We start from the raw sequence: 23,526 nt of genomic DNA, 5'->3' as shown, positions 1-23,526 counted from the left end.
CACTCATTTCGCATCTCGACACAGCGCGAGATCACTCCACCTTCAGAGACCTGCTTGACGCCTGGTGCTAGATGTTTGCTGCCTAATGGGAGAATTACCTCATGCGTACAACAATCGACATCGACGACGACGTTCTCGCATTCGCCCGAGAACGTGCAAGGCCCGGTATGAGTGTCGGCAAGGTCATTTCCAAGCTCGCTCGCGCGGCATTGCAGCGAACGACAACCGAGCATACAAGTCGCAACGGAGTGCCGCTGATACCGGTCTCGTCGACGACCCGTCCGGTCACGCTCGATACCGTCAATCGAATTCGTGACGATTCGCTTTGATTTCTTGAGCGTCAATCGAAGGAGAACCGAGGCCGCGACGCTCATCAGGTTGCGTTCAGCCGTTCGGACTCGTTTCCGCTCGAAGCGGCGCGGGCTGGATGGGAGGCGACGACACGCCAACCGGCCCCGCCGCTGGAACCGGCACTCGCCACAGCCAGTAATTTGCACAAAGATGGATTCGACCGACTCTCCATCGTAGCCGCGCGAGCTGGTCACGATACGGCTCGAGTCCGCCGCTTGTGCTTCCCTTCAACGACCGCGCAGCACAGCCCGGTCAACTTCGCCGGCGAAGCGTTGACGTTGGCCGCACGATACTCCTGCGCTCCCACGGAACCCCGCTTCCCGCCCCGCCATTCCGGAAACCCGGACGCACAAAAAACCCCACAAAAACAGGGATATTCAGCGTCTGCGACACGTTGTCCGAGTTCGGTTATATTACGCGCCCCTTGCCATCCCGCCCCTGCAAAACGCGTCGCACGCGGCCTCTTTCAACGCAGCCTGGAGCGCCGTCCGCTCAGGCTTGCCGCCAAGGCCCGGAGGCGCGGCGCATCGTCGCGACGCGCGCGCTTGCCGGCTCGCGGGAAGCCGATCCGAAGGTGTCCTTCCGAATGGCTTCACGTGCGCAAATGCAACGGCGCGCGGCGTCGATCCGGAGTTCCGGATTTGCGGTCCGGATCTCCGGATTAGTGTTTCGGCGTAACGGAACCGCGGGAACCGCGCGCCGGGCGGCATGGCAAACCGATGCATCCAAGTTGAAAAAGGGATCTGCTGTGATCAAAACGTTACGGGTAATACTGTCGGCGCTCGCGCTGTGCGTCGCGACATCGTCCGCGCACGCCGCCGACACGAAGAAGGTCGACGTCCTGCTGGTGGGCGGCGGCATCATGAGCTCGACGCTCGGCGTCTGGCTGCACGAACTCCAGCCCGACTGGTCGATGACGATGGTCGAGCGCCTCGACGGCGTCGCGCTGGAAAGCTCCAACGGCTGGAACAACGCCGGCACCGGCCACTCGGCGCTCGCCGAGCTGAACTACACGCCGGAAAAGGCGGACGGCAAGATCGACATCTCGAAGGCGATCGAGATCAACGAGTCGTTCCAGATCTCGCGCCAGTTCTGGGCGTGGCAGGTGAAACAGGGCGTGCTGAAGAACCCGCACACGTTCATCAACTCGACGCCGCACATGAGCTTCGTCTGGGGCGACGACAACGTCCGCTTCCTGAAGAAACGCTACGAAGCGCTGCAGGCCAGCCCGCTGTTCCGCGGGATGCAGTATTCGGAAGACTACGACCAGATCAAGCAGTGGGTGCCGCTGATGATGGAAGGCCGCGATCGCAACCAGAAGGTGGCCGCGACGTGGACGCCGATCGGCACCGACGTGAACTTCGGCGAGATCACACGCCAGTTCGTCGGCTACCTGAAGACGCAGCCGAACTTCACGCTGTCGCTGTCGAGCGAAGTACGCGAGATCACGCGCAACGCCGACGGCACGTGGCACGTGTCGTGGGTCAAGCTGCACTCGGACGAACCGCCGCAAGCGGTCGACGCGAAATTCGTGTTCATCGGCGCGGGCGGCGGTGCGCTGCACCTGCTGCAGGCGTCGGGCATCCCCGAAGCGAAGGACTACGGCGCGTTCCCGGTCGGCGGCTCGTTCCTCGTGACCGACAACCCCGAGGTCGTGAAGCAGCATCTCGCGAAGGCGTACGGCAAGGCGTCGGTCGGCTCGCCGCCGATGTCGGTGCCGCACCTCGACACGCGGATCATCGACGGCAAGAAGATCATCCTGTTCGGGCCGTTCGCGACGTTCTCGACCAAGTTCCTGAAGAACGGCTCGTACTTCGACCTCGCGAAGAGCACCAACCTGCACAACGTCGCGCCGATGATGCGCGTGGGCGTCGACGAATTCCCGCTGGTGCAGTACCTCGCCGGCCAGCTGATGCTGTCCGACGACGACCGCTTCAACGCGCTGAAGGAATACTTCCCGAACGCGAAGAAGGAAGACTGGCGCCTGTGGCAGGCCGGCCAGCGCGTGCAGATCATCAAGCGCGACCCGGTCAAAGGCGGCGTGCTGAAGCTCGGCACCGAGATCGTCGCGTCGCAGGACGGCAGCATCGCGGGCCTGCTCGGCGCGTCGCCGGGCGCATCGACCGCCGCGCCGATCATGCTGAACCTGATGCAGAAGGTGTTCAAGGACAAGGTCGCGACGCCCGCGTGGCAGCAGAAGATCCGCCAGATCGTGCCGAGCTACGGCACCAGGCTGAACGACAGCCCGGCGAAGGTCGTCGAGGAATGGACCTACACGAGCGACGTGCTGCAACTCTCGCCGCCGCCGAAGATCGACCTGAGCGCGCCGGCTCCGTCCGGCGCCAGTGCCGCGCCGGCCCGACCGGCGAAGGCGTCGGCCGACATGGCGCTGTAACGCGCCGAACCGCGACACGCCACGCGAACCCGACGGGCGACCGTTGCCCGTTCGGGCCTGTTTCGCCTGAAAGGCGGACATCCTCTCGCCCCGGAGCACGGGGAGGCAGGCGGCGATCCACGGCCATCCGGGAGGATGGCCGTTTTTGCGTCTGCGCCCGGCGGCCCGGTGCCAGCCACCGGCCGCACGGTCGCGACACCCGGGCGAAATCGACCGATTGCGCCGGTTCCGCCGCATCCGGCCGGCGTAGCGCGCGGTATCCGCTAGAATTGCGGCACGCGCGATCCCGAATCGCCCTCCCGATCCATCATCCGCAGCGTCGCACCCTTACGCCACCGTCCGCACCGCCCCGCTCCCGCGGGTGCACGCGACCGCCGCGGCCGTGCGACGCCCGCGCCCGCAAAGGGCGCACAACCGAATTCAGCTGGAGAAAGACCGTGTTTACCTGCCGAAACCAGAGCTGCGGCACGCAGTGGGAGCAGTCCGACGTCGTCATCAAGGACGAGGGCCAGGGGCTGCTGTTCCGCTGCCCGCTGTGCGGCGCCCGCAACTATCTCGAACGCTTCGAGGACGACGAAGGCAATGTCGTCTACGAGCAGATGGAAGGCCGCCCCTACCTCGGAGACCTGTCTTGACCCAACCGACCGCCACGCCGTTCAGCGCGCTGCCGCTGACGCCCGCCACGCTCGCGAACCTCGCGCAGCTCGGCTATGTCGACATGACGCCGATCCAGGCCGCCAGCCTGCCGGTCGCGCTGGCCGGGCAGGACCTGATCGCGCAGGCGAAGACGGGCAGCGGCAAGACCGCCGCGTTCTCGCTCGCGCTGCTCGCGCGCCTCGATGCGCGCCGTTTCGACGTGCAGGCGATGATCCTGTGCCCGACACGCGAGCTCGCCGACCAGGTCGCGCAGGAAGTGCGCCGCCTCGCGCGCGGCGAGGAAAACGTGAAGGTGCTGACGCTGTGCGGCGGCACGCCGATGCGTCCGCAGGCGCAGAGCCTCGAGCACGGTGCGCATATCGTCGTCGGCACGCCCGGGCGCATCATGGACCACCTCGATCGCGGCAACCTGAAGCTCGACGCGCTAAATACGCTGGTGCTCGACGAAGCCGACCGGATGCTCGACATGGGCTTCTTCGACGACATCGCGAAGGTCGCGCGGATGTGCCCGACGACGCGCCAGACGCTGCTGTTCTCCGCGACCTATCCGGACGGCATCGCGAAGCTGAGCCAGCAGTTCCTGCGCAATCCGAAGGAAATCAAGCTCGCGGAACGCCACGACGACAGCAAGATCCGCCAGCGCTTCTATGAAGTGACCGAGGACGAGCGGCTGCATGCGGTCGGCCAGTTGCTGAACCACTACCGGCCGGTGAGCACGATCGCGTTCTGCAACACCAAGCAGCAGTGCCGCGACCTGCTCGACGTGCTGCACGCGCAAGGCTTCCACGCGCTCGCGCTGCACGGCGAGCTCGATCAGCGCGAGCGCGACCAGGTGCTGATCCAGTTCGCGAACCGCAGTTGCTCGGTGCTGGTCGCGACCGACGTCGCCGCGCGTGGGCTCGACATCGCGCAGCTCGAAGCGGTGATCAACGTCGACGTGACGCCCGACCCCGAAGTGCACGTGCACCGCATCGGTCGCACGGGCCGCGCGGATCAGGACGGCTGGGCGCTGAGCCTCGCGAGCATGGACGAGATGGGCCGCGTCGGCGCGATCGAGCAAGCGCAGAAGCGCGACGTCGAATGGCATCCGCTCGCCGAACTGACGCCGGCGGACGACAGCGTGCTGCTGCCGCCGATGGAAACGCTGCAGATCCTCGGCGGACGCAAGGACAAGATTCGTCCGGGCGACGTGCTCGGCGCACTGACCGGCGACGCCGGGTTCGACGGCAAGCAGATCGGCAAGATCAACGTGACCGAGTTCTCGACCTATGTCGCGATCGAGCGCGGCGTCGCGCGCGACGCGCTGCGCAAGCTCAATGCCGGGAAGATCAAGGGCAAGCGGGTCAAGGTCCGATTGATGGACGAGGAGTAAGCGGGCCGCGGCGCGGGCGGTCGCGGTACCGCCGCGCCCCGTGCGTCACGCGAGTTCGGGATAGCCGTGTGCAGCGGCTTCCCGCTCGAACCGCGCAATCGCGTCGTAGTCGGCCGGCGACAGCCGGTCGAATCCCTTCAGCCTCAGCACGCGCGCGCGCTGCGCATCGGCCGCGACCGCGCGATCGAGCGCATCCTGCAATGCGCCGACCTGCGCGTCCGCCAGCGCCCGCGATGCGATGAACGGCAATCCCGGCGCGGATGCCGTCATGCCGACGATCCGGATGTCCTTCAGCAGATCGGGTAGCGCGTCGCGCACATACGCGAACGTCACGCAGTCGATCGCCGCGCAATCGGCCTCTCCCGATGCCAGCGCACGCAGCACGTTCAGGTGCGAACCGAACGGCGTGACCGAGCCGAAAAACCGGCCGTCGTGCGCATGCGGCGCGATCGCGTGCCGGAATGCATTCATCCCGCTGTGTGAATCCTCGCCGTTGAAGGCGGCCCGCAACCCGCGGCATGCGGCGAGCGTCGTCGCGCCGCCCGCATGCGCGCGCGCCGACACGACCAGCACGCTGCTGTAGCGCGCGCCGTCGCAACCGTGCGCGTCGAACACCGGGGTCGCGACCAATCGCACGGCATCGCGCAGGCCCAGCATCCGGTACGGGTAGCCGCAGGTCTGCGACAGCAGCAGATCGTCGCGCCGCCACAGTGCATGCAGGTCGTCGAACGGCGCGTCGGGCAGCGCGACGTCGGCGGACCCGCCCGCGTTCGCGAACGCATCGAGCGCGTCGCGCAGCAGCGCGCGCCACAATTCGGCGTGGCGCGGCGTCACGTTGTACATCGGCAAGATTGCGATCCAGGGCTTCATGCGGACATTCTACGCATCGGCAGCGGCCCCGATGCTTATCGGCGCCAGCATGATAAGCAAATGCGAATCGATTGGTTGGCGTTGCCGCGCCGCCCCGGTACCGTTCGAATGCCTGTCGGCGCCGCCACCGCGCGCGACGCCGTGCAGGTCGACCGTGATCCGCGAGACACCAGCGCACCCGGGCCGAGCGCCCCGGTTCCATCGCTCGTTCCCCGCACTGCCCGATCCATCCCGCCTCAACGCCATGGCCGAATACTTCGACGTCGACCACGCGCGCGCGATTGCCGCGCTCGACGCCCGCTTCACCGCCCGCACCGAGTGGCCGACCTGGCTGCTGGTCGTCGTCATTTACGGCGGCTGGCTCGCCGTGCTGCTGCTCGTGCGCGACGGGCGCCTGTCGCTCGCCGCCGCGACGCCGCCGCTGATCCTGCTCGGCGCGTGGCATCTGTCGCTGCAGCACGAACTGCTGCACGGCCATCCGACGCGTTCCGCGTTCGTGAACAAGCTGCTCGGCTATCCGCCGCTGACCGTCTGGTATCCGTACACGCTGTATCGCGACACGCACCTCGACCATCACCGCGACGAAGACCTGACCGTGCCGGGCATCGATCCCGAAACGAACTACGTGACGCGCGAACGCTGGGCGCGGCTGCCACGTTGGCGCCGGGCGCTGACGGTCGCGCGCAAGACTTTCGTCGGGCGAATCGTCGTCGGGCCGCCGCTGGCCATCGCCGCGACGTTCGGCGATGCGTTCGCCGCGTTCCGGCGCGGCGACTTCCGTTATCTGCCGATGTGGTTGACCCACGTTGCCTGCGTGATCGCGCTGCTCGCGTGGCTGCAATGGGCGATCGGCGTGCCGTGGTGGTACTACCTGCTGCTCGTGACATGGCCCGCGCTGTCGCTCGCGATGATCCGCTCGCTGTACGAGCATCGCGCCGCACCGCATCCGAAGGCGCGCATCGCGATCAACGAAGCCGGGTTCGCGATGCGGCTGCTGTACCTGAACAACAACTATCACCTCGTCCATCACGACCTGCCGAAGCTGCCGTGGTACGACCTGCCGCGCGCGTACCGGATGCGGCGCGACGCATATGCGCGCAAATGCGGCGGCTTCGTGATCCGCGGCGGGTATCGCAAGCTGCTCGCACGCCATGCGTGGACGCCGACCGATCCGCCCGTGCATCCGTTCGACCAGGGCACGGCATCGCTGTCGACGGGCAGCGGCGTGAAAGTGGCGGTGGTCGACGAGGTGTTGCAGATCAGCACGTGACGTCGTCCGGCACGCGCTGCCGATCCTCCGGACTTGCGCGCCCATTCTTACGAAATGCCGACAATGCCGCTCGGCCGCACCCGAATTGCCAATTGCGTCGGCAATGCCCAGAATGGCGGCTCATCCGGGGCTTCCAACCACATTCGCCCCGGCTCCGCCGCACGGCCGCGCGCCGCATTCCCCGACGACGATGCAACCGAACACTCCACCCGGCGCGATCCGCACGCTCGGCCACGACTGGTCCGTTTCCGCGATCACCGCGGGTTTTCTCGCGGTCCTGATTTCCTATGCAGGCCCGCTCGCGATCTTCTTCCAGGCGTCGCAGGCCGCGCATGCGTCCAACGACATGGTGTCGTCGTGGGTCTGGGCGATCTCGATCGGCGCGGGCGTGTCGGGCCTCGTCGCCAGCTGGAAGCTGAAGGTGCCGGTCGTCACCGCGTGGTCGGCGCCCGGCACCGCGCTGCTCGTCGGCCTGTTTCCGCAACTGACGCTCAACCAGGCCGTCGGCGCGTACATCACGGCTGCGCTGATCATCCTGGCGATCGGCGTCTCCGGCTATTTCGACCGGCTGGTGCGCCACATCCCGCGCGGCATCGCCTGCGGGATGATGGCCGGCATCCTGCTGCCGTTCGGCATGCATGCGTTCTCGGCCGCGTCGGAGCAGCCCGCGCTCGCGTTCGGGATGATCGCGGCCTACGTGATATTCAGGCGCCTGCTGCCGCGCTACAGCATCGTGCTCGTGCTGCTGACGGGCGCCGCGCTCGCGACGCTGCTCGGGATGACGCATCTCGGCAACGTGTCGCCGAGCCTCGCACGGCCGATCTTCATCGCCCCCGAGTGGACGCTCGGCACGACGCTCAGCCTGGCGCTGCCGCTCGTCGTGGTCAGCCTCACCGGCCAGTTCCTGCCGGGGATGACGATTTTGCGCGTGTCCGGCTATCACACGCCGGCGCGCCCGATCATTATCGCGACCAGCGCGATGTCGCTGATCGTCGCGTGCTTCGGCGGGTTCACGATCGTCGTCGCGGCGATTACCGCGGCGCTGTGCACCGGCAAGGACGCGCACGAGGACGCGGACCGACGGTACGTCGCCGGGCTCGCGAACGGCGTGATCTATCTGATCGGCGGGCTCTTCGCGGGCACGATCGTCACGGTGTTCTTCGCACTGCCGAAGGCGTTCGTCGCGATTCTGGCGGGGCTCGCGCTGATCGGCGCGATCGGCGCGAACGTGCACGGCATCTTCGAGGACGAGAACCATCGCGAAGCGTCGGTGATCACGTTCCTCGCGACCGCATCGGGAATGACGTGGCTCGGGCTCGGGTCAGCGTTCTGGGGGACCGTGATCGGATCCCTGTCGTATGCGGTGTTGAACAAGGTGCGACGGCCTGCGTGACGCGCCGCGCGCCGACGCTTCGCTCAACGCGCATGCCGGCGCACCAGTTGCGCGAGGGCCTCCTCCATCGGAGTCGTACCGTACACCTGCTCCGACACGTCGGCCTCGACGTCGATCCGCCCCGCGTTGTGCACGTCGTACAGATCGACGATCAGCTGCGCATGGCGTTCGCTGAGCCCGGCGCGCAGCAGCGTCGCGCTCCACGTGTCGCGCGGCAGCTCGTGCGCGACGATCGCACGGCCCGCCGGCGCGCCCAACGTAGCCGCGATCGCCGTCACGCTCACCCGCCGCGGCCCTTCGACGCTGACGATGCGCGGCCCGCTGCCGCCTTCCGGCGCATCGAGCAGCAGCCGCGCCGCGACGACGCCCACGTCGGGCGCCCAGACCGTCGGAAACACCTTGTCGACCGGATGGTGGAAGCTCGGCAGCACGCCGGTGCCCAGCGCGACCGGCAGCACGCGGGCCCAGTTCTGCACATGCTCGGCCGACCGCAGCAGCGTCAATTGCGTGGGGATCGTCTTCAGCCGTTCCTCGAAGTCATGGAACAGGCGCGTGATACCCGTATTGCCTTCAAGCTCCGCGCCGTAATCCGACAACGCCAGCAGCGCGGGCGGCGGGTTCACGGCGAGCGCGGCGGTCGCCGCGTCGATCGTCCGCGTCATCGTCGCGGCCGGATCGGGGTCGGCAACCGGCACCGGGCACAGCATCTGCACGGCCTGCGCGCCGTCGATCGCCGCGGCGATCGCGTGCGCGTCGGTCAGGTCCGCGATCGCGACATCGCAGCCGAGCTGCGCGAACCGTTCACGATGGCGTGCGTCGCGCAGCACCGCGCGCACGGAATGGCCTGCGTTGCGCAAGGTCGTCACGGTCGACAGGCCGACGTTGCCGGATGCTCCGAAGATCACGAACACGATTCGCTCCTGATGGGTGAAAGTGCTGTGATTGTCGGCATGCGCGGCCCGAGTGGCGCGCAGGGAGAGATGAATCGAGCAGGAAAGGATGACGGGATGAACGGCCGTGGCCATGCGGGCTGCTCGATCTGACACCGATCGCTTCAGGTCGGGCGATGTGCCGATCAAGAGGAACAACACACCTCAAACGAACAGCCGCTCACATCCGACGCGTCGCGCTTCAACAGCGCTCGTGGGCGCCGGAGAAGCGAGCGCGGCAATTGTCCAACACCCTGTTTGTTGGACAATTGCCGTCGAATCAAATGCAACGCCCGTGCACCGCTGTTTCGTCATGCGTCCCTGCCCCCGTCCTCACCGTCATAAGCCAGCCGCAATCCGCCCCGCGCGCCCGACCGCGCAATCTCCGTCGGCGTCGCGCCGAGCACGCGGTTCATCCAGTTCGCCATGTGGCTCTGATGCGCGAACCCGGCTTCCAGCGCAATCTGGCTGATGCTGAGCCGGCCTTCGAGCAGCAGCGCCTTCGCACGCTCCACCCGGCGCCGCACGACGTACTGGTGCACGGGCATCCCGAGCGTTTCGCGGAACAGCACCTTGAAATGCGGCACGCTGATCGACACGAGCGCCGCGAGCTCGGCAAGTGTCATGCGCCGGTCGAGATTCGCTTCGACATAGTCGATCACGCGCGCCGCGGCCTTCGGCGCCAGCGTGCGCCGGCGTTCGCGAAACGCCGGCTGGCCGTCGACCAGCCGCGCGACGAGCGCCGTGCACAGACTTTCCGCGTAGAGCGGATCCGATGCGTCTTCCGCTTCGAGTTCGGCGGCCATCGCCCATGCGATGTGCTGCAGCCGCGGATCGCGCACCTGCAGCCGCCGACGGATCTGCGCGTGCGACGGCTTCAGTTCGAGCTGCTCGACCGTGCGCCGCACGAAGGTGTCGCTGAGCGCGATGTGCAGGATCCGGCAGTCGGCGCTGTCGGTCCACTGGCCGGGCAGGCCGGCCGGAATCACGTCGACGTCGCCGTGCGCCTGGATACGCGACACGCGCTCGCCGTCGCAGACGCAATCCGCCCGCACCGGCGCGCCGATATGCACGCCGATCCGGTGATGCTCGGCTGCCGGAATCCGGTACGTGCCCGCGCGGATCTCCAGCAGCGACGCGCCGAAGCCGTGCCAGCCGAGCCCGCGGCTGGAGCGCAGGCTAACCGGGACGCCGTTGTCCGTCGGCGCGGCAAGAATCGGATCGCTCATCGATGGTCTCCACGAGATCGGGTGCCGAATGCGCATTGTGACGCGTTTCGCGCCGGCGTGCCGGCCCTGCCCGGCCGTCTCCGAATCCAGCAGAAAAAGATCATCCGTTTCTGCTCGGGACGATCCTTGCGTGCGCGCCGACGGGCGCCGCGCCGCTTACGATCGGCTCGTCCGACACCAACGGAGCCCGTCATGCCCCATTACTGCCCGCAACGCGCGGCGTTCATTGCCCGCTCGCGCTGCGCCGCCCGCCCGTCATCCGGCCCCCACGCCCGTCACGGCCGCACCGCCATCGCCGCGTGGTGCCTGCGCATCGTCGGCTGGTACCGGCTCGAACGGCTGCTCGCGTCGATTCCCGACAGCAACGACGATTTCGGGCTCGTCTGACCGGCCGGTCGACACCCCGCCTACTTGCGCCGCCGCTCGTGCGGCGCCACCGTCGCGCCGTCGATCACCGGCGCGCCCTGCTTGATCAGGAAGTCGCGAAACAGCCCCGTCACCTGCGAGATGCGCCGGTCGGCGAGCGTCACCACATACCATTCGCGCTCGATCGGGTTGCCGGGGAACGGCAGTTGCCCGAGCAGCCCCGTGCGCAGTTCGAGCGCACACGCGTGCAACGACAGGAACGCGACGCCGAGCCCCGCTTCGGCCATCTGCTTGATCGCCTCGTTGCTCGACAGTTCGGAGCCCACATGAAAGCGGTGGCCCGCGTTCTTGAACAGGCTCTCGACGGTCGAGCGCGTGCCGGCGCCGCGTTCGCGCACGAGCAGGTGCGCGGATTCGAGATCCTTCAGCGCGACGCGCTTGCGCCGCATCAGCGGATGGCCTGGCGCCGCGACGAACACCATCGGGTGCTTCGCGAACTCGACCGCATGCGTACGCAGTTCCTTCGGGGCGCTGCCCATCACCGCGAGATCGATTTCATGCGTCGCGAGCATGCGGATGATGTCGTCGCGATTACCGACCTTGAAATACGTCTTCACGTGCGGACGCGTCGCGGTGAATTTGACGAGCAGCGGCGGGATCAGGTACTCGGCTGTCGTGATCGCGCCGATCCGCAGCGTGCCGCCGAGATCGCCCGTCAGCGCGGCCACTTCGTCGCCGGCCTCGCTCCACAGATGCAGGATCTCGCGCGCGTAGCGCGCCACGATCTCGCCGGCCGCGGTCAGTTGCACGCCACGCCCCACCCGCTGCAACAACGCGGCGCCCACGGCCTCCTCGAGCAGCCGAACCTGCAGCGACACGGCCGGCTGCGTCAGGTTCAGCTCCTCGGCCGCGCGCGACACGCTGCCGAGCCGCGCAATCATGTCCAGCGCCTTCAACTGCCGGAACGTCGCGGTCTTTCCTATAAGTGAATACATATGAGTCGCTTATAAACATTAAATTGTTCGAGTGGGTTCGAAACTATATCGTCGGTTCCTGAGCAATGTCATCCGAATCGTCATTCAGCGGGAGCCCAACATGGACAACACCACGCCCAACCTTGCAACGGACCGCGCACCGCGCCTGCCGCGCATCGTGATCGTCGGCGGCGGCGCCGGCGGCCTGCAGCTCGCGACGCGTCTCGGCGATACGGTCGGACGCCGCGGGCAGGCCGACGTCGTGCTCGTCGACCGCTATCCGACGCACTTCTGGAAGCCGCTGTTGCACGAAGCCGCATCGGGCCATCGCGATCCGGCTTCCCACACGATCGAATACGCGGCGCAGGCGAAGCGCCACGGCTTTCGCTTCGTGCAGGGCGCGCTGCGGCGGGTCGATCGCGCGGCACGCACGGCGACGATCGCGGCCGTGCAGGATGCGGACGGCACGGAAATCCTGCCGCAACGCGTGCTCGACTATGACGATCTCGTGCTGGCGGTCGGCAGCGTGACGAACTTCTTCAACGTGCCGGGCGCCGAGCACCATGCGCTGCCGCTCGAAAACCTCGAACAGGCCGAGGATTTCCGCCGCAAGTTCCTTGCTGCCTGCACGAAGGCGAATCACCTGGCCGAACAGCAGCCGGCACGGCGCGGCGCGCCGATCTGCATCAACGTGATCGGTGCGGGCGCGACGGGCGTCGAGCTGGCCGCCGCGCTGCGGCATGCGGTCCAGCAACTGACGACGTACCGCTTCAAGGCGCTGGTGTCCGCGCGCGACGTGCACATCCGGCTGATCGAAGGCGGCCCGCGCATCCTGCCGGCGCTCGACGAACGGCTGTCCGGCAAGATGCACGCGCAGCTTCGCGCGCTGAACGTCGACGTGCTGACCGACACGCGCGTGGCGGAAGTCGGCGCGGATGCCGTGACGACCGCGACCGGCGAACGGCTCGCGAGCGACATCACGATCTGGGCGGCCGGCGTCGCGGGCCCCGCGATGCTGCGGGACATCGGCGACATCGCGCTCAACCGGTCGAACCAGGTGATCGTGACCGACACGCTGCAGACGCCTCACGATCCGCACGTGTACGCGTTCGGCGACTGCGCCGCGTGCCCGTCGACCGGTGCAGGCGGGTTCCTGCCGCCGCGTGCGCAAGTCGCATACCAGCAGGCCGTGTATCTGGTCGACGCATTCGCGCGCCGCGTCGCCGGCAAGCCGGTGGCCGGCTTCACGTTCCGCGACGCGGGCACGGTCGTGTCGCTCGGGCATGCGGGCGCCGTGTATCAGGCGGATATCGGCATGCGCTCACGCTCGCTGATCGTCGATGGGCTGGCGGCGATCGGGCTGTACAAGTTCCTGTATCGCAAGCACCTGTTCAGCGTGGTCGGCATGAAGCGCGCGCTGTTCCAGTCGCTGAGCCACTGGCTGCAAAGCCGCAACGAGCCGTCGATCAAGCTGCATTGATCGCGCTGTTCGCACGCAACATCGCGGCACGGCATATCGGGCAAGCATCGTCCGATATGCCGTTTTCCTATATGGATATGCGCGATTCAGCCGGAATGTGCGCCACGCCGGTGCATCACATCGAAGGCCGTCGATACGATGCACTTCATGCGTGAAATGCCGTGCGACGCGTATCCCGCGCCCGCTCTGGCTTGCCACCCCATTCATTAGTCGAATCGTATGAGTCGGCTATAAATATTGATTGGTCGCGTTTTCCGGATCGACGCTAAGGTGTGTGGCATTCCCGTCGGCGAACGGATCATCACGTTTCTGAAAAGGAATCACCGTGGTCATCGAAGCCATCGTCACCCGTCTCGACGCAGCATTCGCGCAGATCGAAGCAACGCCGGATTCGCGCGAGTCGCGCCATCAACGCGACGCGATCATCCAGTGGCTGGACCGGGCATCGGAAGAGGGATATCGACTCGGTCTCGTCACGACACTGCCGGCCGCGCGGCTCAACGACATGTTCGAAGGCCAGTTCGGCCGCGCGAACCTCGACCGCTTCTCGGTCGTCGTCACGGACACCGATCAACAGGACTCCCGATCGAATCGGCATCCGTTCGATGTCGCGTTGCAGGCGCTCGGCGTGCCGCGGGAGCGCGCGCTCGGGATCGCGAGCAGCGAACCGGAACGCCGCGAAGCCGAGCACTTCGGGTTGTCGCGCTGCGTGAACATCACCGATACGGTGCGCTCGATCGCATCGGCCGGGCTGCACTGAATGCCCGCACACGGGCCGGCCTGAGCCGGCCATCATCGCCGATCCGGCGGCAATCCGACGATTGCCCGACCGCATCCTGACATTCTGCTGTCAAAGTCGCTTGCAACACTTCGGGGCTCGACCACATTCCCCCGGAGACGGGACGACGCGCATGCGTATCGTCCCGTCCGTTGCCCGCCACGATGACACGCCCGACCCGCACCGCCGCCGCCCTCACGATTGCCTGCCTGTTGCTCGCCGCTTGCGGCGGGGATGACTCGACGCCGCCCGCCACGTCGGCCGACAACAACGGCACGGCGCCCGCACCGCAGCCTCAACCTCAGCCCGCGCCGGCCCCGGCACCCGCGACCTACTACCAGACGAAGACGCCGTACCGCCCGCAGCAGGACGCCGCGACATACGAAGCGCCGCCGGCCGGCTACGCGCCGGTCTATACCGAACTCGTCGCACGTCACGGCTCGCGCGGGCTGTCGGGCTTCAAGTACGACGGCGCGATCTACGCGATGCTGGTCAAGGCCGAGGCCGACGGTGCGCTGACCGCACTCGGCGCGCAGCTCAAGGCCGACACGTACGCGATGATGAAGGCCAATGCGCTGCTCGGCTACGGCGTGCAGGGCATCTCGACGCCCGGGTACGGCAACCTGACTCAAACCGGCATCCGCGAACATCAGCAACTCGCCGCGCGTCTCGCGCAGCGGCTGCCCACGCTGTTCTCCGCGGGCAACCGGCAGGTGGTGGTCGTCAACTCGGGCCAGGATCGCGCGGTCGACAGTTCGACGTATTTCTCGGCCGCGCTCGTCGCCGCGCAGCCGGCACTGGCGCCGGCCATCACGCTGCCGGCCGCGCCGGCCGGCTATCCGGCGAGCGCACCGGTCGCGCAGCCGGCCGGCACCAACCGTTTCCTGCTGTATTTCCACTCGCTGAAGCCGGCCACCGATCTCGTGACCGACACGAGCGATCCGTACTACGCGACCTATCAGGCGAGCCAGGCGTACCAGGCCTACGCAAACGACGCGACGGTGGCCGCCAAGCTGAAAGCGATCAAGGCCGCGCCGCAGGCGGCCGAAGTCGCGCAAACGGTGCTGTCCGCACTCGTGTCGCCGGCCTTCATCGCGAAGCTCGGCTCCGACGGCTACACGTTCGCGAACACCGGCACCTATGCGTTCACGTCGACGGACGGCAAGTTCACCAACACGCTGAAGGGCGACGGCAAGACGAAGATCGCGACGGCCGTCGACGCGGTGAACGTGCTGTACAACCTGCTGCAGGTTGCGCCCGCCATGACCGCGGAAACCGGCGGCGTCACGATGGAGAAGTACATCGGCGCCGAGCAGGCGCAGTATCTCGCGTATCTGCAGGATGCCGAGGACTACTACCAGAAAGGGCCCGGCATCCAGGAGGCGAACCCCGTGACGTACCGGATGGCGAAGGTGCTGCAGGACGACTTCTTCGGCGAAGTTGACGCGATCGCGCGCGGGGACCTGACGCACGCCGCGAAGCTGCGCTTCACGCATGCGGAGATCGTGATTCCGTTCGCGTCGATCATGAACCTGAAGAACGTGTTCGTGCCGACGCCGCAGGCGCAGACGTACACGTATGCGAACAACCCGTGGCGCGGCGACCAGGTGTCGCCGATGGCCGCGAACATGCAGTGGGATGTCTATCGCAACGGGTCGCGGCTCATCGTGAAGATGCTGTACAACGAGCGCGAGACGGATTTCCAGGCCGCGTGCGACGGCGCGAAGATCGCGCCGGGCAGCCACTTCTACGACTACGCGGGGCTGAAGCAGTGTTACGGGTATCAGTGACGTGAAGCGCAGCGCCGCAGCCTGCAGCGGTGTGGCCGGCCGGCATCTCGCGCCGACGAACTCGCGGCGGCTCGCCGGGTCGAACGAGCATCGTCGGAGGACTCCCATGAAACGCGTCGCGCTTGCCGCCGTCCTGACCCTGTTTGCCGCCATCGGTGTGCCGGCTATCGCCGGTACACCATCGGGCGCCGCCTCGGCGGCCCCGACTCAGGCATACGCAAAGAATTGCGTACCGTCGCGAGACACCGCCCAGGGCGCCGGTTCATCCTCCCATGCGCCGCCGATCCGCGTCTGCGTCGGCGATTCCGACACGCAACTGAACCTGCCGTGGTTCCTGACCGATGTCCTCACCGCCGTGGACACGCACCAGTCGCCCGGCGGCCTGCTCCGCAAGATGCGCAACGATTTCTGAATCGCCGCCGGCACCGCATCGTTCATGACGCGTCGGGACGCTTCAGCACCTGGATGAACGTGCCGACGATGCCGGCGCACATCGCGGGGTCGGCAATGCGCTCCAGCGGCACCCGCCATCCCGCCATCCCGCCATTCTTCGTTCGACAGCACGCCGTGCACGACGCAAGCACGCGAACGAGCGAATAGTGGCGGGCCTCTGCGTCCACCGAAATCCGGATCCACGGCGAACCGCCGTCCGCCGCGGCGGCGCCATCGGTCACGATGACCGCTGATGCGGCATTTTCTTCCATCGCAACGCTCCGGTTTGACGCCCCGACAGCAGACAGCCGACAACGGCGCCGTATGAAAATGTTTCTTTTTGAGACACAATCGCGAAATCGCATCAATATTTAAACAACAATATTTCGCAATGGCGCGCCGCATCTTATACTTGCCGCGCACCATCCTCGTGCCAAGAGACGGTGTCTTTCGTCCCGGCTGCACACACTGTGCGGCCGGGGCTTTTTTCGGTACGCTGCGTCGATATACATGCGGGATGCGCGCATGTTATTACGGAATGCTGCCGGATAAATGGCCGATCGCGACAGGCTCGTGCCGATGCCCGTCGCGACGGCCGAATCGACCGGCGCCCCGAAACCGGCGCGAGCCGCAGGGCCCGAATCAGGCATGCGGCATGCGCGCGGTTTGCACATCGACCGGTTCGACTTGCCACGCCATGCGTACAACACCAAAGGCAACCGCAGGACTGTGGGCACTCACGCCCGGCTCGAAGCCCCTTTTCCACCGCCGCGACGCGTGGCCGCGCATCGTGTTTCTCGCCGCGGCAATCATTTGCGTGCTCGTGCCCGCGTTCGCGATCGTGCTGGCCGACCGCTACGCGCGCGATGCCGTCACCGCGCATGAGCGCGTCGTGGCAAACGACATCGTGACCTCCGTGGACCGCATCCTGGACGGCGTTCGCCTTCGGCACGCGGACGAGCTGACCGCACTCGTCGGACGGCCCTGTGCGACGGTGTTCCGAACGCTGGCCGAAGTGGGCACTCGCCTGCGCTACCTGCGTGCGGTCGCGCTGGTGAACGACGGGCGCGTCATGTGCTCGTCGGCGCTCGGTTCGATCGACCTGCCGCTCGCCGCCTATGCACGCGAACCCGACCCAGGCTCGACGGTCGTCACGCTGCTGCGCCAGACGCCGTTCCAGCACGACATTCCGGTGCTGTCCGCGTTTCGCGCCACCGCGCGCGGCGCGGGCGTCCTGTACCTGATCGAAGGCGACTACGTGGCCGACGCGCTCGCCCACGGCACCGGCAATGAAGCGGCAACGGCCACGCTGTCGATCGCGGGTTCGGGCCGTCTCGATCAGCACGGGAAGTTCACGCCGGAAACGGACGCAGGCCCCGCGGGCGGCAGCACGATCGCTTCGCAGCGCTGGCCGTTCACGGTGTCGGTCATCGCATCGACGCACTACGCGTCGCAGGTCCAGCGCCACTACCGGTTGATCTGCGCGACGATCGTGCTGCTGGCCGATAGCCTCGTGATGGCCGCCTACCTGCTCGCGATGGCGCCGCGGCGGCTGTTGCTGAAGGCCGTGCGCCACGCGCTCAGGCGCAACGAATTCCATGTCGTGTACCAGCCGATCGTCGACGTGCGGACGCGCAGGACGGTCGGCGTCGAAGCGCTGCTGCGCTGGCACCATCCGAAGTGGGGGGCCATCAGCCCGGCCGTGTTCATCCCGCAGGTGGAATCGAGCACCGTGCTGCCGAAGGTCACCGAATTCGTGCTGCGCACCGCCGTGTCCGAGCTGACCGCGCTGACGCCGTCCGCGCCGCTGCGCATCGCCGTGAACGTCGCGCCTCGGGACCTCGAGCGCGGGCGGTTCGTGGCCGTCGTCGAGGAGGCGATCCGTGCGCTGCCGCCCGGCTTCACGCTGGTGCTCGAAGTCACCGAGCGCATGCTGCTCGAGAAGAACGCGCGAACCACCGAGATCTTCCAGACACTGCGTTCGAAAGGCGCGAAGTTCGCGATCGACGATTTCGGCACGCATCACAGCAATCTCGACATGCTGTCGCGCTTTCCGTTCGACTACGTGAAGATCGATCGACAGTTCGTCTCGCAACTGGACCATGGCAGCGCGAGGCTGATCGAGGGGATCGCGGCCGTCGCGCATCACTACGGCCTGAAGATCATCGCGGAAGGCGTGGAGACGGAAGCGCAGCATCGCGCACTGCATGCGGTCGGAATCCAGTACGCGCAGGGCTACCTGTACCAGCGGCCGCTGCGCGCGGAGAACCTGAAGCGAGATTTCGGATGGGCGACGGTGTAGCGGCGCCGCGGACGGCGACTACTGCGCGCCGTATTGACCGCCGAGGTGCACGCGGCCCTGCTCGATCCATCCTTCGAAATCGTCGCCGGTCTTGCCGTTCACGTACATGACGTCGTACCAGCGCCCGTGCGACTTGTAGACGGTCACCGAATCGCCGGGGACGATGAAGGTCCGCTTCGTCATGCACTGCGCGTCGGGCGCCGAGTAGAAATACGCGCGCCCCGCGCCGACGACCGTGCCGGACGCAGGCGGCCGGAAGTTGTCGTCCGGGCCGCTCGTGGCTGCATCGAGCTGCCTGCAATCCGCCGCGCTTTTTGCATGCGCGCCGTTCGCGCCCAGGCTCGCGCCGAGCACCAGCATCGCGACGCCGATGCGCATCGTCGCTTTCATCTGCATGATTCGTTCCGGATGCCGTATTTTTTCGGTTTGCCGGTTCGCGGCCGGCCCACGTTCAATCCTGCGCGACCGTCGTCGCTTCGACGTCGGCCGCTTCCGGATGATGCCCGAGCCGCGCGGAAATCGCCTGCCCGGCCTCCTTCAGCAACGCGACGTAATGCGCCTTCGTGTCCGCGCCGCACCGCATCGTCGGAAACGACAGCGACAGCCCCGCGATCACGCGATCGAAGCGGTCGAATACGGGCACCGCGAGACACAGCAGGCCATCTTCCTGCTCCTCGTTGTCCTCGCCGTAGCCCTGCCGCCGCACGTGCGGCAGGATGCTCATCACCGCATCCGCAGACGCGAGCGTTTTCGCGGTCGACTTCCTGAACTCGATGCCGGCCAGCACCGCCCGCGCGTCGCCGGGCGGCATCCATGCGAGCAGCACCTTGCCGATCGCCGTGCTGTACAGCGGATTGCGCCGGCCGATGCGCGACTGCATGCGCAACCCGTAATCGGCGTCGATCTTGTGGATGTAGATGATCGCGTCCTCGTCGAACGCGCCGAGATGCACGGCTTCGCGCGTCAGTTGCCCGATGCGGCGCATCTCGAGATCGGCCTCGCGCACGAGATCCACACTCTCCAGGGCCTTGCTGCCGAGTTCGAACAGCCGGATCGTCAGCCGGTAGCGATCGGTCTCGCCTTCCTGCGCGACGTAGCCGAGCGCCTTGAGCGTCTGCAGGAAGCGATGCACCGTCGTCTTCGACATGCCGAGCTGGTGCGACAGTTCGCTGATGCCGATCTCGCGGCGCTCGCCGAGCGCGGCGAGGATCGTGAAGACCTTGCCGACGGCGGCAACCGAATCGGGCTTCTCGACGGCGCCTGCCGCCGAAAGGTCCGCCCCGGTTTCCTGGTTCGCCTGATCGCGCTTGCGCTGCCTGGGCGTTGCTGTCATGTCCGTGAATCCGTGAGATGCGAATCGGGAGAGCATAACGCGTTCGTCTTGCGATACGGTCAGCGCGCGAGCCAGCCGCCGTCGACGGCGAGCGTGTGACCGTGCACGTAGTCCGACGCGCGCGACGCGAGGAACACCGCCGCGCCCGCGAGATCGTCCGGCACGCCCCAGCGGCCGGCCGGGATGCGGGCGAGGATTTCGTCGCTGCGCCGGCTGTCCTCGCGCAACGGCGCGGTGTTGTCGGTCGCCATGTAGCCGGGCGCGATCGCGTTCACGTTGATCCCGCGCGCGGCCCATTCATTCGCGAGCAGCCGCGTGAGGCCCAGCACGCCGCTCTTCGACGCCGTGTACGACGGCACGCGGATGCCGCCCTGGAACGACAGCATCGACGCGACGTTCACGATCTTGCCGCCGCGCCCCTGCCGCACCATCTGCCGCGCGACCGCCTGCGACAGGAAAAATACGCTCTTCAGGTTCACGTCGATCACGGCGTCCCAGTCGGCTTCGGTGAACTCGAGCGCATCGCAACGGCGGATCATGCCCGCGTTGTTGACGAGGATGTCGACGTGGCCGAACGCATCGACCGCGCCATCGACGATCCGCTCGACCGGCTCGAGCGTCGACAGATCCGCGCGCACGTCGACGAAACGCCGCCCCACGGCCGCCACGCGCGCCGACGTTGCATCGGACGACGAACGGTTCGCGCCGACGATGTCGCACCCGGCCGACGCGAGCGCGACGGCCATCGCCGCACCCAGCCCCGTGTTGCAGCCGGTGACGATCGCGACCTTGCCGGTCAGGTCGAACAGGCCGGCGAGCGCGGCATGCGCATCGGCGGCGGGAAGATCGGGCGTATCGCGTTTCATGATGTCAGCGCAGGTCGGCAACGGCGACAGGGTCCATGTCCTTGAACACCTGGTTTTCGCCGACCATCCCCCAGATGAACGTGTATGCCTTCGTGCCGACGCCGGAATGAATCGACCAGCTCGGCGAGATCACGGCCTGCTCGTTGTGCACCACCACGTGACGCGTCTCCCGCGGCTCGCCGAGCATGTGGAACACGGCCGCGTCGGCGGCGAGATTGAAGTAGAAATACACTTCCATGCGCCGCTCGTGCGTATGGCACGGCATCGTGTTCCACAGGCTGCCGGGCTCGAGTTTCGTCATCCCCATCGACAACTGGCAGGTCGGCAATACATCCGGCACGATGAACTTGTAGATCGTGCGGCGGTTGCTCGTGGCCGCGTCGCCGAGCGTTTCGGGCGATGCCTGCGCAAGCGTGATCGTGCGGGTCGGATAGGCCGTGTGCGCGGGCGCGCAGTTCAGGTAGAACTTCGCGGGCCGCGCGCGATCGTCGCTGCCGAACACGACACCCTGCCCGCCTTGCCCGATGTAGATCGCCTCCTCCGTGCCCACCGCATGACGCTGCCCGTCGACCTCGATCCAGCCCGGCCCGCCGATGTTGATCGCCCCGAGTTCGCGCCGCTCCAGCAGATGGCTCACGCCCACCGCGGCGCCGAGCGACGCCGGCACCTCGAGCGGCCGCGTGGCCGGCCACGCGCCGCCGACGATGATGCGGTCGATATGACTGTAGGTGAGCGTCAGCGCGTCCGGCGCGAACACGTTCTCCACCAGGAAATGCCGGCGCAGGCCGGCCGTGTCGAGCGCCTTCGCGTGTTCGCTGTGAATGCCCTGCCGCACTTCCATGCCGGTTCTCCATGGGAAACGGACACGCCGCCGGCACCGTCGCCGCCGATCGCCCTGATGAAGATTGAAGCACACATTTCTTGAATTCGGAACGTCGATCCGGATTTTCGATCTTGCACGGCGAATCGATAAATTCCTTTCGTATCAATGTCATTGCGTATTACGGGTATACGACTACCGCCGAAATTCACAAAAACGGACCATCGTTCCGAATGATGTCCTATAGTCAGTCGGCAGACATCATTCGACAACGGGACGCCTCGACGTCCACGGAGGAGACGTGAAGCTGAAACAGGCCATCGACCGCATTCCGGGCGGACTCATGCTGGTCCCGATGCTGCTGGGCGCGTGCGTGCATACGCTCGCACCGAACGCCGGGAAGTACTTCGGCTCGTTCACCAACGGCCTGATCGCCGGCACGGTGCCGATCCTCGCCGTCTGGTTCTTCTGCATGGGCGCGACGATCAACCTGCGCGCGACGGGCGTCGTGCTGCGCAAATCGGGCACGCTGCTCGTGACGAAGATCGTGGTCGCCTGGCTCGCGACGCTGATCGCCGCACAGTTCATCCCCGACGACGGCATCCGCACGGGCGTCTTCGCGGGCCTGTCGCTGCTCGCGATCACGACATCGATGGACATGACCAACGGCGGCCTTTATGCGGCCGTGATGCAGCAGTACGGCAGCAAGGAAGAGGCCGGCGCGTTCGTGCTGATGTCGATCGAATCGGGGCCGCTCGTCAGCATGCTGATTCTCGGCGCGGCTGGCGTGGCGGTGTTCGAGACGCGGCTGTTCGTCGGCGCGGTGCTGCCGTTCCTGATCGGCTTCACGCTCGGCAACCTCGATGTGGAACTGCGCGAATTGTTCGGGCGCTGCGTGCATCCGCTGATTCCGTTCTTCGGGTTCGCGCTCGGCAACGGCATCGATCTGAACGTGATCGCGAAGAGCGGGCTGCCGGGCATCGCTCTCGGGCTCGCGGTGATCGTCGTGACGGGCGTGCCGTTGATGCTCGCCGACAAGTTTCTGGGCGGCGGCAACGGGACGGCCGGGCTTGCCGCGTCGTCGACGGCCGGTGCCGCGGTCGCGAACCCGGCGATCATCGGCGAGATGATTCCGAAGTTCAAACCGATGGTGCCGGCGGCGACCGCGATCGTCGCGACCGCATGCCTCGTGACGGCGATACTCGTGCCGATTCTGACGGCGATGTGGGCGAAACGGGCGGCGCGGGCAAGCGGCGCGCCGCTGCCGTCGCTGGCCGCACGGCCCGCGCATGGAAGCCCGATCGAGCATGAAGGGCATGTGTGATGCGCTTTTGACGCCGTTCCCTACTCCTGTCACAGGAAATCCGTTCGCCATGTCATTGCTCGAGCGCTTCGGCGCCGCTGCCCGTTTCATCGCCGTTGCCGCGCTGCTTGCCGGAAGCGCCGCCGCTCATGCCGCCGATGCCGACGCCGAGCGCGTCGCGCATGCGGTCGAGCACCTGCGCGTCGCGATGCTCGACGGCGACGGCGCCGCGCTGCGCACGCTCGTCGAGGACGATCTCACCTACGGCCATTCGTCCGGCCAGTTGCAGGATCGCGCCGCATTCCTGAAGACGCTCGACGGCACGCATGCGTTCCAGTCGATCGCACTGTCGGGCCAGACGGTGACGGTGAACGGCGACAGCGCATGGGTGCGCCATACGTTCGATTCCGTCAACAATCTGCCGGACGGCAAGACGAGCACCGCGCATATCGGCGTGCTGCAGGTGTGGAAGCGGCATCCGGACGGATGGCGGCTGTTCGCACGGCAGGCGTATTTGCTGCCGAAGGAGTGACGGCGCGATCCTGCGGCATCGCGCAGCGCCGCCGCACTGCCCCGTTCCCGTCCCTCCGGAGTGCCGCGCGGCTCCGTTGCGTAT

24 protein-coding genes are annotated in these 23,526 nt (G+C 67.0%); 15 read left to right on the top strand and 9 right to left on the bottom strand.

Annotated features, from left to right (window positions below; translation table 11 throughout):
• The first annotated feature begins 101 nt into the window (after nucleotides 1-101).
• The 4 genes from WT97_RS32125 (at nucleotide 102) to dbpA (ending at nucleotide 4,775) form a co-directional block, all read left to right on the top strand.
• Nucleotides 102-329, top strand: a complete 228-nt coding sequence (locus tag WT97_RS32125; RefSeq protein ID WP_156440202.1) for a CopG family transcriptional regulator — start codon at nucleotides 102-104, stop codon at nucleotides 327-329.
• Between the two features lie 770 nt (nucleotides 330-1,099).
• The gene (gene mqo, locus WT97_RS04125) at nucleotides 1,100-2,746 is read left to right on the top strand and encodes a malate dehydrogenase (quinone) (RefSeq protein ID WP_060352915.1); all 1,647 of its coding nucleotides are present in this window, start codon (nucleotides 1,100-1,102) and stop codon (nucleotides 2,744-2,746) included.
• Between the two features lie 437 nt (nucleotides 2,747-3,183).
• Nucleotides 3,184-3,381 (top strand): hypothetical protein, encoded by a 198-nt coding sequence (locus WT97_RS04120; RefSeq protein ID WP_006483193.1) that lies wholly within the window; start codon nucleotides 3,184-3,186, stop codon nucleotides 3,379-3,381.
• Complete coding sequence (gene dbpA, locus WT97_RS04115) at nucleotides 3,378-4,775, top strand: ATP-dependent RNA helicase DbpA (protein WP_059792225.1); 1,398 nt, start codon at nucleotides 3,378-3,380, stop codon at nucleotides 4,773-4,775. Before WT97_RS04120 ends, dbpA begins: the two co-directional genes overlap by 4 nt.
• Nucleotides 4,776-4,820: 45 nt before the next feature.
• On the opposite strand, the gene WT97_RS04110 is transcribed toward dbpA, so the two are convergent.
• Complete coding sequence (locus tag WT97_RS04110) at nucleotides 4,821-5,645, bottom strand: phosphate/phosphite/phosphonate ABC transporter substrate-binding protein (protein ID WP_060352914.1); 825 nt, start codon at nucleotides 5,643-5,645, stop codon at nucleotides 4,821-4,823.
• A gap of 244 nt (nucleotides 5,646-5,889) precedes the next feature.
• Between WT97_RS04110 and WT97_RS04105 the strand changes: the two genes are divergently transcribed.
• Together WT97_RS04105 and WT97_RS04100 are read left to right on the top strand one after the other, a co-directional pair.
• Nucleotides 5,890-6,915: a fatty acid desaturase gene (locus WT97_RS04105; RefSeq protein ID WP_060352913.1), complete on the top strand. Its 1,026-nt coding sequence runs from the start codon at nucleotides 5,890-5,892 to the stop codon at nucleotides 6,913-6,915.
• A gap of 190 nt (nucleotides 6,916-7,105) precedes the next feature.
• Complete coding sequence (locus tag WT97_RS04100; RefSeq protein ID WP_060352912.1) at nucleotides 7,106-8,308, top strand: benzoate/H(+) symporter BenE family transporter; 1,203 nt, start codon at nucleotides 7,106-7,108, stop codon at nucleotides 8,306-8,308.
• A gap of 23 nt (nucleotides 8,309-8,331) precedes the next feature.
• Here the strand turns inward: WT97_RS04100 and WT97_RS04095 are convergent, their stop codons facing one another.
• Together WT97_RS04095 and WT97_RS04090 are read right to left on the bottom strand one after the other, a co-directional pair.
• Complete coding sequence (locus WT97_RS04095; protein WP_060352911.1) at nucleotides 8,332-9,219, bottom strand: NAD(P)H-binding protein; 888 nt, start codon at nucleotides 9,217-9,219, stop codon at nucleotides 8,332-8,334.
• Nucleotides 9,220-9,548: 329 nt separating this feature from the next.
• Nucleotides 9,549-10,466, bottom strand: a complete 918-nt coding sequence (locus tag WT97_RS04090) for an AraC family transcriptional regulator (RefSeq protein WP_059792215.1) — start codon at nucleotides 10,464-10,466, stop codon at nucleotides 9,549-9,551.
• A gap of 192 nt (nucleotides 10,467-10,658) precedes the next feature.
• Here WT97_RS04090 and WT97_RS04085 point away from each other — a divergent pair, with 192 nt between their 5' ends.
• On the top strand, nucleotides 10,659-10,853 hold the full coding sequence (locus WT97_RS04085) for a hypothetical protein (RefSeq protein ID WP_059792213.1): 195 nt from the start codon (nucleotides 10,659-10,661) through the stop codon (nucleotides 10,851-10,853).
• Between the two features lie 20 nt (nucleotides 10,854-10,873).
• On the opposite strand, the gene WT97_RS04080 is transcribed toward WT97_RS04085, so the two are convergent.
• Nucleotides 10,874-11,827 (bottom strand): LysR family transcriptional regulator, encoded by a 954-nt coding sequence (locus WT97_RS04080; protein WP_059503689.1) that lies wholly within the window; start codon nucleotides 11,825-11,827, stop codon nucleotides 10,874-10,876.
• Between the two features lie 100 nt (nucleotides 11,828-11,927).
• On the opposite strand from WT97_RS04080, the gene WT97_RS04075 reads away from it, so the two are divergent.
• The 5 genes from WT97_RS04075 (at nucleotide 11,928) to WT97_RS04060 (ending at nucleotide 16,266) form a co-directional block, all read left to right on the top strand.
• Entirely contained in the window at nucleotides 11,928-13,286 is a 1,359-nt protein-coding gene (locus tag WT97_RS04075) for an NAD(P)/FAD-dependent oxidoreductase (RefSeq protein WP_060352910.1), read from the top strand.
• Complete coding sequence (locus WT97_RS33965) at nucleotides 13,283-13,441, top strand: hypothetical protein (RefSeq protein WP_156440201.1); 159 nt, start codon at nucleotides 13,283-13,285, stop codon at nucleotides 13,439-13,441. Before WT97_RS04075 ends, WT97_RS33965 begins: the two co-directional genes overlap by 4 nt.
• A gap of 170 nt (nucleotides 13,442-13,611) precedes the next feature.
• Nucleotides 13,612-14,046, top strand: coding sequence for a phosphatase (locus WT97_RS04070; protein WP_060352909.1), 435 nt, complete (start codon nucleotides 13,612-13,614; stop codon nucleotides 14,044-14,046).
• A 182-nt stretch (nucleotides 14,047-14,228) separates the two neighbouring features.
• Nucleotides 14,229-15,854: a histidine-type phosphatase gene (locus WT97_RS04065; protein WP_060352908.1), complete on the top strand. Its 1,626-nt coding sequence runs from the start codon at nucleotides 14,229-14,231 to the stop codon at nucleotides 15,852-15,854.
• Nucleotides 15,855-15,960: 106 nt separating this feature from the next.
• Nucleotides 15,961-16,266 (top strand): hypothetical protein, encoded by a 306-nt coding sequence (locus WT97_RS04060; RefSeq protein WP_060352907.1) that lies wholly within the window; start codon nucleotides 15,961-15,963, stop codon nucleotides 16,264-16,266.
• 22 nt (nucleotides 16,267-16,288) lie between these two features.
• On the opposite strand, the gene WT97_RS04055 is transcribed toward WT97_RS04060, so the two are convergent.
• Nucleotides 16,289-16,558, bottom strand: a complete 270-nt coding sequence (locus WT97_RS04055; protein WP_060352906.1) for a hypothetical protein — start codon at nucleotides 16,556-16,558, stop codon at nucleotides 16,289-16,291.
• 425 nt (nucleotides 16,559-16,983) lie between these two features.
• Between WT97_RS04055 and WT97_RS04050 the strand changes: the two genes are divergently transcribed.
• The gene (locus tag WT97_RS04050; protein ID WP_060352905.1) at nucleotides 16,984-18,588 is read left to right on the top strand and encodes an EAL domain-containing protein; all 1,605 of its coding nucleotides are present in this window, start codon (nucleotides 16,984-16,986) and stop codon (nucleotides 18,586-18,588) included.
• 18 nt (nucleotides 18,589-18,606) lie between these two features.
• On the opposite strand, the gene WT97_RS04045 is transcribed toward WT97_RS04050, so the two are convergent.
• The 4 genes from WT97_RS04045 to kduI form a co-directional block, all read right to left on the bottom strand.
• The gene (locus WT97_RS04045; RefSeq protein WP_060352904.1) at nucleotides 18,607-18,978 is read right to left on the bottom strand and encodes an SH3 domain-containing protein; all 372 of its coding nucleotides are present in this window, start codon (nucleotides 18,976-18,978) and stop codon (nucleotides 18,607-18,609) included.
• Between the two features lie 61 nt (nucleotides 18,979-19,039).
• Entirely contained in the window at nucleotides 19,040-19,921 is an 882-nt protein-coding gene (gene kdgR, locus WT97_RS04040) for a DNA-binding transcriptional regulator KdgR (protein ID WP_060352903.1), read from the bottom strand.
• 59 nt (nucleotides 19,922-19,980) lie between these two features.
• Nucleotides 19,981-20,787, bottom strand: coding sequence for a 2-dehydro-3-deoxy-D-gluconate 5-dehydrogenase KduD (kduD, locus tag WT97_RS04035; RefSeq protein WP_060353066.1), 807 nt, complete (start codon nucleotides 20,785-20,787; stop codon nucleotides 19,981-19,983).
• Nucleotides 20,788-20,791: 4 nt separating this feature from the next.
• Nucleotides 20,792-21,628: a 5-dehydro-4-deoxy-D-glucuronate isomerase gene (kduI, locus tag WT97_RS04030; protein WP_060352902.1), complete on the bottom strand. Its 837-nt coding sequence runs from the start codon at nucleotides 21,626-21,628 to the stop codon at nucleotides 20,792-20,794.
• 280 nt (nucleotides 21,629-21,908) lie between these two features.
• On the opposite strand from kduI, the gene kdgT reads away from it, so the two are divergent.
• Entirely contained in the window at nucleotides 21,909-22,931 is a 1,023-nt protein-coding gene (kdgT, locus tag WT97_RS04025; protein ID WP_060352901.1) for a 2-keto-3-deoxygluconate transporter, read from the top strand.
• A gap of 49 nt (nucleotides 22,932-22,980) precedes the next feature.
• Nucleotides 22,981-23,442 carry a nuclear transport factor 2 family protein gene (locus WT97_RS04020; RefSeq protein WP_060352900.1) on the top strand — a complete coding sequence of 154 codons (462 nt, stop codon included), beginning with the start codon at nucleotides 22,981-22,983 and terminating at the stop codon, nucleotides 23,440-23,442.
• The last annotated feature ends 84 nt before the right edge of the window (nucleotides 23,443-23,526 follow it).

Origin of the sequence: Burkholderia sp. MSMB1459WGS (assembly GCF_001534535.1) — a bacterium.
Lineage (GTDB): Bacteria > Pseudomonadota > Gammaproteobacteria > Burkholderiales > Burkholderiaceae > Burkholderia.
The sequence above is the reverse complement of the archived record's forward strand: the minus strand, read 5'-3'. Positions and strand labels throughout refer to the sequence as shown.

Excerpts from the sequence above, each read along its gene's own strand:
- WT97_RS32125 (WP_156440202.1), top strand. The coding sequence starts at position 102 with ATGCGTACAACAATCGACATCGACGACGACGTTCTCGCATTCGCCCGA.
- WT97_RS04110 (WP_060352914.1), bottom strand. The coding sequence starts at position 5,645 with ATGAAGCCCTGGATCGCAATCTTGCCGATGTACAACGTGACGCCGCGC.
- WT97_RS04105 (WP_060352913.1), top strand. The coding sequence starts at position 5,890 with ATGGCCGAATACTTCGACGTCGACCACGCGCGCGCGATTGCCGCGCTC.
- WT97_RS04100 (WP_060352912.1), top strand. The coding sequence starts at position 7,106 with ATGCAACCGAACACTCCACCCGGCGCGATCCGCACGCTCGGCCACGAC.
- WT97_RS04090 (WP_059792215.1), bottom strand. The coding sequence starts at position 10,466 with ATGAGCGATCCGATTCTTGCCGCGCCGACGGACAACGGCGTCCCGGTT.
- WT97_RS04085 (WP_059792213.1), top strand. The coding sequence starts at position 10,659 with ATGCCCCATTACTGCCCGCAACGCGCGGCGTTCATTGCCCGCTCGCGC.
- WT97_RS04080 (WP_059503689.1), bottom strand. The coding sequence starts at position 11,827 with ATGTATTCACTTATAGGAAAGACCGCGACGTTCCGGCAGTTGAAGGCG.
- WT97_RS04075 (WP_060352910.1), top strand. The coding sequence starts at position 11,928 with ATGGACAACACCACGCCCAACCTTGCAACGGACCGCGCACCGCGCCTG.
- WT97_RS04065 (WP_060352908.1), top strand. The coding sequence starts at position 14,229 with ATGACACGCCCGACCCGCACCGCCGCCGCCCTCACGATTGCCTGCCTG.
- WT97_RS04060 (WP_060352907.1), top strand. The coding sequence starts at position 15,961 with ATGAAACGCGTCGCGCTTGCCGCCGTCCTGACCCTGTTTGCCGCCATC.
- WT97_RS04055 (WP_060352906.1), bottom strand. The coding sequence starts at position 16,558 with ATGGAAGAAAATGCCGCATCAGCGGTCATCGTGACCGATGGCGCCGCC.
- WT97_RS04050 (WP_060352905.1), top strand. The coding sequence starts at position 16,984 with ATGCGTACAACACCAAAGGCAACCGCAGGACTGTGGGCACTCACGCCC.
- WT97_RS04045 (WP_060352904.1), bottom strand. The coding sequence starts at position 18,978 with ATGAAAGCGACGATGCGCATCGGCGTCGCGATGCTGGTGCTCGGCGCG.
- kdgR (WP_060352903.1), bottom strand. The coding sequence starts at position 19,921 with ATGACAGCAACGCCCAGGCAGCGCAAGCGCGATCAGGCGAACCAGGAA.
- kduD (WP_060353066.1), bottom strand. The coding sequence starts at position 20,787 with ATGAAACGCGATACGCCCGATCTTCCCGCCGCCGATGCGCATGCCGCG.
- kduI (WP_060352902.1), bottom strand. The coding sequence starts at position 21,628 with ATGGAAGTGCGGCAGGGCATTCACAGCGAACACGCGAAGGCGCTCGAC.
- WT97_RS04020 (WP_060352900.1), top strand. The coding sequence starts at position 22,981 with ATGTCATTGCTCGAGCGCTTCGGCGCCGCTGCCCGTTTCATCGCCGTT.